Below are 13,349 nucleotides of genomic sequence, written 5' to 3' on the forward strand. Positions count from 1 at the left end.
GACGCTTTTATGTTTACTGGCCGCCTGCCCTTTCACATGCAGCGGCGGTAAACAAGACATCAGTGGAACTATTTAATGCTGTTTCAGCAGAGTCTTGCAGTACGCCAACAATAAAGCCCACCGCAACCACCTGCATAGCCACTTCATTGGGTATATTGAACAGGCTACAGGCAAGCGGAATAAGCAGTAGCGAACCACCTGCAACACCTGAACTTCCACATGCTGATACCGCAGCGATAACGCTTAACAATACAGCAGTAGGGAAATCTACAGCAATTCCCAAGGTATTAACCGCAGCTAGCGTCAACACGGTTATTGTGATTGCAGCCCCAGCCATATTAATCGTGGCGCCTAACGGAATAGATACCGAATAGGTGTCTTCATCAAGCTTTAAGCGTTTACAAAGCGCCATGTTTACCGGAATGTTCGCCGCCGAACTACGGGTAAAAAACGCCGTAATACCGCTTTCTTTCAGGCATTTGAACACCAAAGGATAAGGGTTCTTTTTGGTTGCCAGAAATACTAACAAGGGGTTGGTCACAAGTGCGATAAATAGCATCGCGCCAATCAGTACCGTTAATAAATGAGAGTATCCAAGCAATGCTTCAAAGCCCGTTGTAGCAATGGTATTAGCTACCAAGCCGAAAATACCGAAGGGCGCGAGTTTAATAACAAAACCCACCACGGTTGTTACGCTATCTGCCATATTTTGAAGTAGCGCTTTCGTTGCCTCGCTAGCATGACGTAGACCTAAACCTAGGCCTACAGCCCACGTGAGAATACCAATGTAGTTTCCATTTACTAATGCATTTACCGGATTATCTACCATGTTATAAAGCAAAGTAGTAAGGACTTCCGACACACCTTTCGGCGCAGCTTGGCTAACATCTGAAGTCACTAAGCTTAAGCTTGTAGGAAAAGCAAAGCTTGCCAACACGGCGGTGAGCGCGGCCAGTAGTGTGCCCATCAAATAAAGCACAAGCACGGGTTTGATAAAGGTTTGCTCGTTTTGCTTATGGTTGGCAATGGATGCCATGACCAAAACAAAAACCAATAAAGGAGCTATTGCTTTTAAGGCTTTTACAAATAAGTTACCCAATAGCCCTGCTGATTGAGCAGCTGAAGGTGAAAAACTCGCTATCGCAATACCGCATACGATACCAATGATAATTTGCAGTACCAAACTGCCATTCATGTAGCGCTGAAACAGGCTGGGGCGTGACGTTGAATCCATAAATGTTGGTCCATTATTATTTTGACGACGCACCATAATGTAAAACCCCAGACAAATGAACCTGTTTGGTCTTAGTTACTCGCAAATAACCGTATGCTTGCCGTTTATAAGGGTTTACATGCCTTCAAGTATCTTTTGCGTATAAGACGTCCACTGGTAAAGCGAAAGTTCTCCATCAATATAATAGTCTGGCTGAATGCCTACCCCATCAATGGCCATATGCGGAATGCGTAAACTTTTAGTCAGGCTGTAATACAAAGTAAAAGTACCGCTCGGCGAATCAGTTTGATACATGTTAGAAATATCGAGTACACCTGCGGTAGTTTGCCCAAACAACTTTACTTTTTTGCTTTGTTTAGCTGCCAGTAAGAACTGCTCAGCGGTGCTGCCATTACTTGAATCAACAAGCACGCCAATACTCTTCGGCAAGGGTTCAATTTTATCGAATGTCTCCACCGTTACGTCTTCATCAATATTGATGTAGCTGCCGATGTGTTGATTAAGAATGTCGTACCCGTCTTTTGCCCATTGCTTTTCTTCTTCACTAAAATGAGGGTTTTGCAAAAAGCCAAGCATTCTAGAGTTGTTAAGCTCCGTAGATAAATATTCCATGCCTACAGTGCGAATAGGATTGGTGTATAAAATAGGGAGTAAAGACGCATAGCTTACGTCACTACCACCACCGTTTCCTCGGATGTCGATAATGAGGTTTTCAGTTTTCAAAATCGTATCCAGGTGCTTTGCAATAACCGCGTCGATGTCTTTTTTGAAGGCATGATCGAAAGCCGGTATGCGAACTAACACAGTGTTCTCTGAAACTTTCTCGAATAGCGGAGCCTTTGTACTTAGTAGGCGAACATAGCGTGTTATTTCAGGCGACGATTCTTGTCGCGGTTCCTCTCGCGACATAACGATAAAGCTATTGCCCAACACCACTTCATTGTTACCCAAGAGTGTCATGGTATCGATTTGTCGGGCGGAGTGATCGCCCATAAAAAACGTCACTTTTGCAGTATTGTTGTCTTCAGGGTCATTAACGATGAACTTTACTTGTCCCGCCTTCCATGAAGGGTTGGTACTTTCAACGATATAAGCTTTATGGACATTACCTTCTTTTTTTAAGGCAACCGTATAGCTTGAGAATTGCCAAATCCCCTCAAGAGTTTCGTCACGTTGGCTTTTCAAATACTGTTTAAATGCCGATAAGTCGAAATCATGCACTACCGATTCGCGTACCGCTTCCTCTGAGCCATTCGTATTTAGCGCAAGACCAACATGTCCCTTGCGAAAAAACGTAAGCCAGTCGCTAAGCACAGTTTGGCATTGCGCTTCGCTTTTGGCGCTTTGTACTCGCGCCAAAATCGCACTATTGTGGGCGGAATAAAGGTCCAGCCCTTTATTCTCTACGGTATATTGAAAACCGGCATCGTTGTTTTCAAACGTGCTTTTTAGCCATGCAAACTCACTTTCACACTGAAAGGTACTACCAAACGAACAGAAAGAGGCAAAAAGAGGGAATATCGCAAATCGTTTCACTAAATATGATGTCCATATCTACTTTTAATAACGATAAAGTATCATAAAACCATGATCTTGCGAGTATTTACCAAGCACATACTTGTAAGCAAACGTTTTAACTACTAATTCCTAAAGCGGTGAGTTCACCCCACCGCATAAGGTTTTTCTAGTGCACTTAAGCCCACACCGTTGCGTTTGATCACTTTAAGCTGAGTAGGAATACGCTCTTTCATGGCTTCAATATGGCTTATCACACCAATCATTTTTCCGCTGGCATTTAAGTTATCTAGGGCATCAAGCGCCACATCCAAAGTTTCAGCATCTAGGGTGCCAAAGCCTTCATCCAAAAACAGCGAATCAATACTGGTCTTGTGACTGACCAAGTCAGATAAAGCCAATGCCAGCGCTAGGCTCACTAAGAAACTTTCTCCGCCAGACAGGGTTTTGGTGTCTCGCACTACGTCACCTTGCCAGGTGTCTAATACACTTAAACCCAACCCTTCGTTTTCTTTTCGAATTAGCTGATAGCGACCGTGTAATTTATCCAGCTGCTGATTAGCAAGCTGCACTAAGTTGTCCAGAGTAAGCCCTTGAGCAAAACGTCTGAATTTGTCGCCGCTTGCCGAGCCAATTAACGAGTGCAGGTAAGTAATATCATCGTAATAGGCCTCAAACGCGGCCATCTCATCCACAAGCTGCTGCTGCCTTTCGCGGGCTTGATTGTTAGCGCTTAGCTGCTGTTCAATTTGCCCTAAAGACGATAACAGGGTGTCACGCTGCTGAGCTTGCTGAGTAATTTTCGAATCGAGCCACTGTGCACCGTGCTCTTCTAACTCGCTCTGCCACTGTGCTGCGTTAGCATGGGCTTTTAGCGATTGTTCGGTAGCTATCGCGTTTTCTAGCTTTAAGTCCGCTTGTTGTTTTTGCTGAGCTAATCGCTTTTGCAGTTCAAGCAAGGTGTTGCGGGTATCTTCGTCTAAAAGCGCATTACTAAACGCTTGCTCATCGTCAAATGGGCTGCTCGCCAACTGACGGCTAAAGTGCTCTGTTGCCTCTGTAAGTGCTTGCTCTTTTTCGCGCATTTGCTCATTAAGCTGGGCAATTTCGGCTTCTAAACGAGACAATATAGTGTCCGTTTGTTGTAGACGAGATTTGCATTCATTTACATTTCGCTCAGCCATTTCTTGGGCGGCGTTTGCCTTATTCCTTGTTTCAGCAATATTGCCTTCAGGGAATACGGTTGTGCGCGAGTCTCGCAGCGCCTTTAAACTATTATCTAGCTGCACAAGCTCTTCAGATACATCCTTTAGCTGATTCTCAGCGCTTTCGATATCACGATTAACCACAAGCAAGGTGCTACTTACCTCTTGCAACTCATCTTTAAGTTTGGCGTGTAGCTGATGATTGTGTTTATAGGTTTTTAGCGCTTCGGCTTTTTCATTTAACCACGTGGCAATTCCATCAATAGACAGGTTGTGAATGTCAGCACCGCGCGCCGTCATAGTTTCGCTAAGCGCTAAAATACTATTATTAATCCCTTGTGTTTTGTTCTCTAGCTCTACATTGCGTTCGGTGAATTGCTTTTCCAAGGTTTCGCGCTGCTGCAGAGAAACTGCAAGTTCTGACTGTTTGGCTTGTAGCAACTGTTGCGCTTCATTTTTAGCCTGCAGTGCAGCATTTAGAGCTTGCTCGCACTCATCTAAACGGGTTAATTGAGCACTAATATCATCGAGACGAGTTTTAAACTGCTGGGTAAATTGAGAGACGCTTTGCGATGTATTAATGTCGACCTTTTCAAAGCTCGGTATATCAGCGCTAAGTACGCTTGAAATCTGCTGCCACTTTTCTAGCAGCGTATCTCGTTGCCCGCTTGCCTGTTCTAGCTGCTTATTAACCTGAGCAAGAGTGAATTCAGTTTGTGTAACACTTTCTTTTGCCCGCGCCCCTTGCTGCTCAATATCATCTAACTGCTGCTTTAAGCTATCTCGCTTTTGGATAGTTTCAGGTACATCAATAACCACGGTAGACGTGGTGTGCTCGTTTGCCCCACAGACAGGGCATGGCTCGCCACTTTTTAACTGTGCGCGCAGGTGCGCCACTTCAGCATCCAAGGCGATAAGTGCCTCTATGTCTTTTAAATTACTACGAGTTTGCTTGTAAGCATCAACCAAGGCTTGGCGGTCAGATTGCTGCTGAGCTAGTTTCTTCGCTAAGTCTTCCTTTTGCGCACCCAGCGATACTTTCTCTTGTTCTAGTGCCAAATATTGCTGTTGAATATGCCCTATCTGTAATACGTTATCCCAATGATGAAGCTTGGTATCACGCTCTTGCTGAAGACTTGCTTTACTGGTTGCATTAGCACTATTAGTATCACTTGGTTTGTCAGATAGCGCGGCCTGAAGTGCCTTTTCACACTTGGCTACTTGCGCGTTTTTGTCATCGAGGGTCTGCGTTAACGCGCTTAACGACTCATTTGTTTTTGCGATAGCGTCATCTAGGGATGAAAGCGCCTGACGATGATTATTTACGCTTTGTGTCAGTGTTTCTAACTGCTTTTTATCATGTTCAATATGGCGCGCCGTTTCACTCCAACCACTTATAAATTCCGCTATGCCGCTAAGTGAGTGATGTTCACGTAAGTAGGTTTCCAGTTCACCAAGCTTGGTCTTGTTATCTGCCGAAGCGTTTTCGATTTCTGTGCGCTTTAGCGTTAACGCGTTTATTGACTGCCTTAAACGTGCTGCGTTTTCGTTAGCTTTTTGCTGTTCAGTAGTGAGCTGCGCTATTTGGTTATCTAGCGGAACTACCTGCTCATTTATGCGCTTTTCAAGCTCACGGCTTTGTTGCTTTGTAAGAACTAACGCTTGTTCGGCATGGGTGACTTCTGAACTACGTTGTGCCTTTTGCGTCTTTAAATCGGGAAGCTGAGCCGCCTTCTCATCGAGCCTTTCTTTATAACGGGTTACGTCTTGCTGAAGCCCATTTCTTTGCAAGAATGGCAGGCGAAGCTTTTCAGCTGGCTCACTTTGGGTTAAAATATCAAGTTCTTGTCTCGCCTCATTGATGGCGTTATTCGCGGTCTGCTGCGCTTCACTGGCTTCTTTTATGGTTAGCTCATTGGCGTTAAACGCTTGTTGCCACTGCTGTTGCTTTTGTAACTGAACAAGTGTTTGGTTAGACGTCGCGACTTGGCTCTTGGTTTGTGCTTGCTCTTCTTCAAGCTGGGTGATTTGTTCGTCGCTAAGTAAGGTTACGCCTTCTAGCTTTATCGCAAACTCTTTTTTCTTTTGTTTAGCGTCACTAAATTGCTGATGTACTGCCTGTGATATCTGCCCGTAAATTTCGGTGCCAGTTAACTCTTCAAGCAGTTCGGCTCGGTCGGCCTCGTTAGCATTTAAAAACGCAGCAAAATCCCCTTGCGACAACATCATAGACTTGGTGAAACGGGCAAAATTAAGGCCAGTCAGCTTTTCAATCTCTTCGCTTTTCGGCCTAACTTGGGTAGCCAGTACCTTGCCGCTTTCAACTTCGGCCAGCTCAACATCAGCACTTTGCAGGTTACCGTCAACTTTCCCTCTGGCCCGACGCATACTCCAAAACGCACGATATGCTTTCCCCTTAATATCAAACTCAACCTCCGCCAAACACTCCGCCGTGCCGCGGGTCATGATGTCATTGTTAGACGTTGAAATTGGCCCCAAGCGAGGGGTTTGGTGATAAAGCGCTAAACAAATGGCATCAAGTAGCGTGGTTTTACCCGCCCCCGTTGGACCCGTGATAGCAAACAGGCCATTGTCGATAAACGGCGACTGGGTGAAATCTATCTTCCATTCCCCTTTTAGGGCGTTTAAGTTTTTAAGGCGTAAGGTCAATATTCTCATTGTATTACTCGCCTTTGTTGTCTGTCGTGTTTGCCAATGGTGCCTCTACTGATACTTCAGCATCTTCATCATTGGTATGCACCCGCTCTAGCGCTTCATTAAACAGCTGCCTTACCCGGTTTATGCGTGAAGCGCTTTTCTCTGAACCTGCTTCTTCCATTGCTCGGGGGCTTTGGTCGTCATCTAGCAGGGTTTCTCGTACCGACTCAGTTGGTGCCGACTCATTTGGTGCCAACTCACTTGTTGGATTATCTTCTATGCTCTCCAGTGCCAAACGCGCTTCAAATACATCGTTTACCGATAGTTCACTAAGCTGAACGTTTTGCTTTTCCGTTAAGCTATTTACTGTGCGCTTACGCTTGCGTTTCAACTGTAAAATCTCAGCGTTTTTCCCTTCTAACAAGCCCTGAATACGCTGCTGTAGATCAGTCAGATAGTCTTCTGTTTCAACTTCAATGCATAACCACACAGGATCTCGAGGACTAATGCCATTATCCGTTGCGCTAACGGCTTTATTCATTTCGCTAAGGGCTTTATCTACTTCATCCAATTCGCTAACGGCATCATCTGTGTGAGAAGCTAACGCGATGGCCTCGCTTTTATTAATGGCCGCCTCAATCGCTTGTAAATCGCCTTTTATAACTTCCATGGCCTGAAAGCGCGGCACCGGAAGCGTTGAGATAGTTGGTGTTGTGCTTTCAGATTCAAACGTTACCAACACCACTTGCTTTTGCGTGTTTAGTTCATCAAAACTTAGCGGTATGGGTGAGCCTGAATAGCGAATGTGTTCTGTCTTAGCGACTTTCTGTGGCCTGTGAATATGCCCAAGTGCAATGTAATCGGCGGGCGGAAACCCTTTGGCGTCAAAGCCTTCAAGGGTGCCAATGTAGATATCGCGTACACTTTCTGACTGACTCACGCCTAAAGCGGTTAAGTGCCCGGTAGCAATAATAGGAATAGCAGCGCTATTTTTACTGCCCTCCTCTCCTTGTTTTTCTTCAATTGAAGCGCGCATTGACAAGGCTTTATTATAAAGCGCCCCGTAATGCTGCTTTATCGCATCGCCCAGTGCTTGACGTTTGTCAGTGGCGCTTTGCCCAGCCTCACTGACAAGCACATCACGTGGACGAATAAAGGGTACGGCACACAGTACGGCACTGGGCTGCCCATTGCGATCGTTAAGCGTAATGACTTGTTCACTTAAATCGCCGTATGTACTGGCTATTACGTGGCTATTTAAGTACTTCAGTAGCGCCTTACTTTCGTTTAATACCGACACTGAATCGTGATTTCCCCCCAGCACCACCAATGTACACTGCATGCCCTGTAGCGCACCAATAAACGCATGGTAGAGCTCTCTGGCATAGCTAGGCGGCGTGCCCGTGTCGAACACATCGCCCGCGACAATAATCGCATCTATTTGATGCGCTTCTACTTGTTGAAGAAGCCATTTAAGGAAAGCGGCATGTTCATTTTTGCGACTTTTCGTAAAAAAACTCTGACCTAAATGCCAGTCAGACGTATGCAATATTTTCATGTAGAAGAAAACCAGGCTTGTTGCATTGGAGATAGAGATGCGCATTCAGTGCAATGCGGCTGTTGCCAAGATGTGTATATAGTTCGACACACCTTAAGGCAACTATAGAGATTTTGTGCTTTTATGACAACGTTTTGATAGCGTGATTGCTTGTATGAAATAGTTATATCTTCGCACTGCTCGTCGAGAAAACTCGTGTCATAAAGCGCGCATTGTGGAATATGCTAACTTGCTCTAAATAAGGGCGACGTAAGCGCACATTAAACAGGCTGGTAAATGTTATCCCAGTAATCATCGAGTGTTTTCACAGCATCGTTAAGCGCCCGCGCCACAAAAACATCGCCGTCTTGTTCGACTAGTTCCATGTCCACCAGCTTATTAATAGCGTCAGTAACGTCGAAGTCGAGAGCACAATCAAGCTCTTCTGAAAAGTAACTTTCTATCACACTATCAAGAGATGCTAATGTCATGCCGCCCGCGGCAATCTCGCGCTCTGCACGCACCGCGCAGAATGCAGCACCACCTTCTACAGACACTTCACTACATTTCAGCAAAAATGTATAAGCCAACAAAGCTTCTTTGCAGTCCTCTTCCTCTGCTGCATCAATTAACGTATGAAACACGCCTGCATTATTGTCTAAATTTTTAAAATAAAGATTGTCAGACAAGGCTTTCATAAACCTGATTTTTCTGTTTTTAAACTTTGTCCATTCCTTAAAGATAAAGCTGCCGAATACACCCATGCCAATACCAAAAGTGATTAGGCTTTGCTTAGTCAGCTCCACTTCGTCGTCTTTAAAGCCAAGCCAAAAGGCGAGGAAGGAAACCATGAGAAGTAACGACGCGCCTAACTTAGTCACTAGTACCACGGTGCCACCTATTGCCGCCGATGCACTAATGATCAACTTATCTAGCGGACGCATTTTCACTTCACTATTGGGAAACAGCATCTCCAAGTCTGCTTTAGGTACGTTTTGAAAAAGCTTCACTATCGTGGAGCCAGGTTTAAAGGTGACTGGCGTTTGCCCTTTCTCTTTGAAGTAGGCTTTATCTTTAAAAGTGATATAAACGGCCACTTTGTCGTAGTTGGTAAATGACACCTGCTTTTTTCGCAACCCGAAAAAAGTACGCAGCGTTTCAGTTTTTACCGACTCACCCCGTCGATAAAACACCACATCTTCAAAGTCTTCGAAGCTAACCGCAAGGCGCACTTTAAACAGCGACTCTTCGTTTAATGCTGCTTCTAAATCTTCGTTTGTGACTTTTTCAAAATTGGCTGCGTTTAATAGATTGGCAAACGCACTCGAAAACGCCTTTTGGCTTTGCTTTCTCGTAGCTTCACTTGAAAGTGTAAGATCGCGGGTGTCTTTGTTTGGGTCAAAATCGTTATAGCTATCTTTCAGACCCTCAAGTTGCTCATGATATTGATAGTGTATGCGATTAACGAGCAATGTTGAGAACGTACGAAAAAGAGTCCTCTCTTGCACAATTACGTTTTCACACAATCTACTAACATCATGTTTGCGAAATGGGATAAAGCGTTCTAATGGCATCGAGTGGTCTTATTAGTTCGAATGTTTCTTGTTAGATAAAAATAGTTACCGTACTGTAACAATGAAAACAACCACTTATAAATAAATTAAGCCTAATTGATAATGCCTTAGACATAGGCTTCGCCTAATATCTAAACGACATAAATGTTAAATATAGTTAACATAGACTACACTAATTCTTAATTATACTTGTAATTTTCGGAGACGTTATGTTCGTATCAAGTTCTCGATACAATAATGACATTTCGGCTCTTAGGGACGAAAGCCAAGGCTTGCTTGGTACGCTGGATGCGTTCAAAAACACAATGGCCTATGCCATCTATAGTACCGATGGACAGTGCACATTTGCCTCTCCCGTATTACTTTCCATTTTGGATTACTCAAATTCAACCGCAACGTCGTTTTCCCATGCGGCAATGCGCGTTGAAGGTGTTGAACCTGAGTCACAGTACAAATCGTTTTGACAACACTTGGTCAATGGCGGCAGCTTTAGCGACACGGTTGCAAGAAAATCGGCGTTAGGTGAAACGAAGTGGCTTAAGGCAAGCTACGTAGCGGTGAATAAGCATGGCGTTACAGAAATTCATGCCATTTACCACTATATCACTGAACATGAAAATGCTTATTTTGCCGGTAAAGCAGCGACTGACGCACTAAACAAGTCGATGGCGGTAATTGAGTTTCATCCTGATGGAACAATTATCACGGCAAATGAGAATTTTACTGCAACAGTGAAATACAGTTTGGCCGACATTCAAGGTAAACACCATCGCATGTTCTGTCGCGATAAGTTTTATCAAGAAAATCCTAATTTTTGGGATAACCTTGCCCGGGGTAATTTCTCTTCAGGCCAGTTTGAGCGCGTAGATGCGCACGGTAACGCATTGTGGTTGGAAGCAACGTACAACCCCGTGTTTGACGCTTCGGGCCGAGTAGTAAAAGTTATTAAATTTGCATCTAACATTACCGATGCAATTAACGAAAAGAATGCAATCGCACAGGCGGCGGAACTCGCAGTATCAACGGCAGAAGAGACGTCTCAAATTGCCCATGAAGGTGCCTCGTCACTTCAACGAAGCGTTGAGATTTTCAATACAGCCATGTTAGAAGTTGAGCAAACCAATCAACTTATGCACGAACTGAGTGAGCAATCGCTAAAAATTGAAACCATTGTGACAACGATTAGTGGCATTGCTGAGCAAACCAACCTTTTAGCACTAAATGCCGCTATTGAAGCTGCACGTGCAGGCGATCAAGGTAGAGGATTTGCTGTAGTAGCAGATGAAGTGAGGCAGCTAGCGCAACGTACCAGCGATTCGACTGTGGAAATTGAAAGTGTAGTGGCAGAGAACAGAAAGCTTGCTGACAAATCCACGAAGAAAATGGCAGGCGTTAAAGACAGTGTTGACCAAAATAGTCAACAGATTGCGCAAGTGCAAAGCATTATTGATGAAATTCAAAAAGGCGCATTGAATGTATCTGAAACTGTATCAGGTATTCTACGCTAGCAGTCATGTTAAATTAGTAAAAAGGGCTGTTGTATCATCAACAGCCCTTTTTTTTAAACCCGCTTTTTCACACAAACGATTTTTCGCGTACGCATACGTACAAGCCTAGCACCGTTTAATTGTGGGGGTTATTTTGCGTGCACCACGCTAGCAATCTGCTGCTGTTGAATATTCAGGTATTTCTTGATGCTGTCCCCGTTCTTGCCATATTGATCAACAAACGCAGCGACAGATAGTCCGTTACACGTCATGTCCTGTGCTACGTACTTTTTATCTAGCGCAGATTCTTTAATTTGTTCATGTAGCTTCCACTTGTTCCCGGTAGCGGCAGCAACGCAAAGGTTAGAGGTGACCGAATCGTCGGTAGGCTTAAATTCTACAGAAGCTAAAGCACTTCCGGTGAACACAGAGGTAAGAGCAACAATAGCGATAGCAGTAATACGTGATTTCATAGCATGATTTCCTTATTGGGACGAAGTTACGTTGTTGTGGCGTTACGCCTTGGCCACACTCATATTCACTATTACAATCACTGCGCCAACTTTACAAAGCTATTTAAATTCAAAAACTTAACTACAAACCCAGAAATAAGCACCCGCTAGAACAGTAAACGAAATACGACCTTTCAAGATAATTCGCCAAATAGTAGTATTTTTGACCACTGCGTTCTATCTGAGCCTATCGTCGTCTAAAATTTCGTTTTATTGAGCGATAAAACACACTGCTTACCTTATTTGGCTTAAATAAAAAATTGTCTTAGCTTACAATGCGCTGATGACTTATCCCGTTCCAGCTAAACAGGTTGAAACCCTGTACGAAATTAAGAAAAGCAAATTCATTGCTTGTGCCGGCTTTGCAAATTCTCGTGAAAGTGCAATGGCGCTTTTAGATAGTGTGAAACAACGGTATCCCGACGCCAGACACCATTGCTGGGCTTATGTTTTTGGCAACCCTAACTCGCCAAGTAGCGCGGCGATGGCTGATGACGGCGAGCCTAGCGGCACTGCCGGTAAACCCATATTAAATGTACTCCAGCACAAAGATATCGGCGACATCATGATTATTGTCACGCGTTATTTTGGCGGAATTAAATTAGGTGCGGGGGGATTGGTAAGGGCTTACTCGGCTGCAGCACAGCAAGCCATAGATGCTCTTGAGGTAAGACAAGAGATAAAGCTGGAAGCGCTTAGCGTAGACATCGATTTCAAACACGAGCAGTTTGTACGTCACTTGGTAGAGCAAGCTCAAGGTAAAATTGCGAACTGTAACTATGGAAGCAGCGTGGTAATAAATGTTGAGCTACCTTTAGATGCACTTCAAGACTTTAAAAAGCAGATGGCCCCCATTGCTTTTTCAGTGTCAGTTGAAAACGAGTAAGTCCTAGAAAACAATAAGCAAGTGATAAAATTAGGGCTAGCTTTTGATGGTTTCTATATGTAAATAAAAAAGGCTCTGAAAACCACCAGAGCCTTACCTTTTAATCACACATAACTAGGGCCTGTTAACCTTATCCTTTAAAGGTGCCTCGAATGGGGTAGTTGTTATCTGGGTTACGTATAAACTCCAAGCCTGATACAAGTTGCTCTAAGTCAGGGCGCACAAACGGCGCGTTTGCTATTTCAGCAATATGAATGTCGTTTTTTTCATTCACTACAAATAGCGCAGGTTCAGCAAAATTGTGGTCGGTTTCTTTATCTGAACGCGGCTTGGAGATGTATAGCCCAAGTTTTTCCATATCTTCTTGCGAGAGACCGTAAGCAATAGGGAACGTAATCGACAGGTCGTCTAGATGCTCATCGAGCTGTGCTTTGCTGTCACCACTTACAGCCACCAAATCAATATTGAGCTCACGTAGACGACCTTTATAATCTTCTAATTTGTTCAGGAATTTAGTACATATTGGGCAGTGTTTACCGCGATAAACGACCACCATTTTCCAATCACATCCCTCTTCTTTATTGGTAAGCGACACCGTTTCCCCTGTGGATAGGGTTGCTGAGACATCGGGAAATGTCGTTGCTGGATGCATTTTTTGCGTATACATAAAAACTCCTTAAAGTCGGTTTAATCCTTCAAAGTACAAGCGAGATCGCGATAAACTGCTTTGTACAGATACAC

General features: G+C 44.2%; 10 protein-coding genes. 3 read left to right on the top strand and 7 right to left on the bottom strand.

Going from position 1 to position 13,349, the window contains the following annotated elements:
• Positions 1-13: 13 nt before the first annotated feature.
• The 5 genes from sstT to MHM87_RS14530 form a co-directional block, all read right to left on the bottom strand.
• The gene (gene sstT, locus MHM87_RS14510) at positions 14-1,234 is read right to left on the bottom strand and encodes a serine/threonine transporter SstT (RefSeq protein WP_239259776.1); all 1,221 of its coding nucleotides are present in this window, start codon (positions 1,232-1,234) and stop codon (positions 14-16) included.
• Between the two features lie 114 nt (positions 1,235-1,348).
• Positions 1,349-2,770 (bottom strand): S41 family peptidase, encoded by a 1,422-nt coding sequence (locus MHM87_RS20000; protein ID WP_239259778.1) that lies wholly within the window; start codon positions 2,768-2,770, stop codon positions 1,349-1,351.
• A gap of 125 nt (positions 2,771-2,895) precedes the next feature.
• Positions 2,896-6,633, bottom strand: a complete 3,738-nt coding sequence (locus tag MHM87_RS14520; protein ID WP_239259780.1) for an AAA family ATPase — start codon at positions 6,631-6,633, stop codon at positions 2,896-2,898.
• Between the two features lie 4 nt (positions 6,634-6,637).
• Complete coding sequence (gene sbcD, locus MHM87_RS14525) at positions 6,638-8,170, bottom strand: exonuclease subunit SbcD (protein ID WP_239259782.1); 1,533 nt, start codon at positions 8,168-8,170, stop codon at positions 6,638-6,640.
• A gap of 260 nt (positions 8,171-8,430) precedes the next feature.
• Positions 8,431-9,723, bottom strand: a complete 1,293-nt coding sequence (locus MHM87_RS14530) for a TMEM143 family protein (RefSeq protein WP_239259784.1) — start codon at positions 9,721-9,723, stop codon at positions 8,431-8,433.
• Positions 9,724-9,932: 209 nt separating this feature from the next.
• On the opposite strand from MHM87_RS14530, the gene MHM87_RS14535 reads away from it, so the two are divergent.
• Both MHM87_RS14535 and MHM87_RS14540 read left to right on the top strand, forming a co-directional pair.
• The gene (locus tag MHM87_RS14535) at positions 9,933-10,187 is read left to right on the top strand and encodes a hypothetical protein (RefSeq protein ID WP_239259786.1); all 255 of its coding nucleotides are present in this window, start codon (positions 9,933-9,935) and stop codon (positions 10,185-10,187) included.
• 6 nt (positions 10,188-10,193) lie between these two features.
• The gene (locus tag MHM87_RS14540) at positions 10,194-11,231 is read left to right on the top strand and encodes a methyl-accepting chemotaxis protein (protein WP_275443725.1); all 1,038 of its coding nucleotides are present in this window, start codon (positions 10,194-10,196) and stop codon (positions 11,229-11,231) included.
• 128 nt (positions 11,232-11,359) lie between these two features.
• Here the strand turns inward: MHM87_RS14540 and MHM87_RS14545 are convergent, their stop codons facing one another.
• Entirely contained in the window at positions 11,360-11,683 is a 324-nt protein-coding gene (locus tag MHM87_RS14545; protein ID WP_014978455.1) for a DUF3718 domain-containing protein, read from the bottom strand.
• Positions 11,684-12,005: 322 nt separating this feature from the next.
• Here MHM87_RS14545 and MHM87_RS14550 point away from each other — a divergent pair, with 322 nt between their 5' ends.
• Complete coding sequence (locus tag MHM87_RS14550) at positions 12,006-12,608, top strand: YigZ family protein (RefSeq protein ID WP_239259788.1); 603 nt, start codon at positions 12,006-12,008, stop codon at positions 12,606-12,608.
• Between the two features lie 130 nt (positions 12,609-12,738).
• Here MHM87_RS14550 and MHM87_RS14555 read toward each other — a convergent pair whose 3' ends face one another.
• On the bottom strand, positions 12,739-13,275 hold the full coding sequence (locus tag MHM87_RS14555; RefSeq protein WP_014975770.1) for a redoxin domain-containing protein: 537 nt from the start codon (positions 13,273-13,275) through the stop codon (positions 12,739-12,741).
• Positions 13,276-13,349: the final 74 nt, after the last annotated feature.

Source organism: Alteromonas sp. Cnat3-28, from assembly GCF_022348265.1.
GTDB classification, from domain to species: Bacteria; Pseudomonadota; Gammaproteobacteria; order Enterobacterales; family Alteromonadaceae; genus Alteromonas; species Alteromonas macleodii.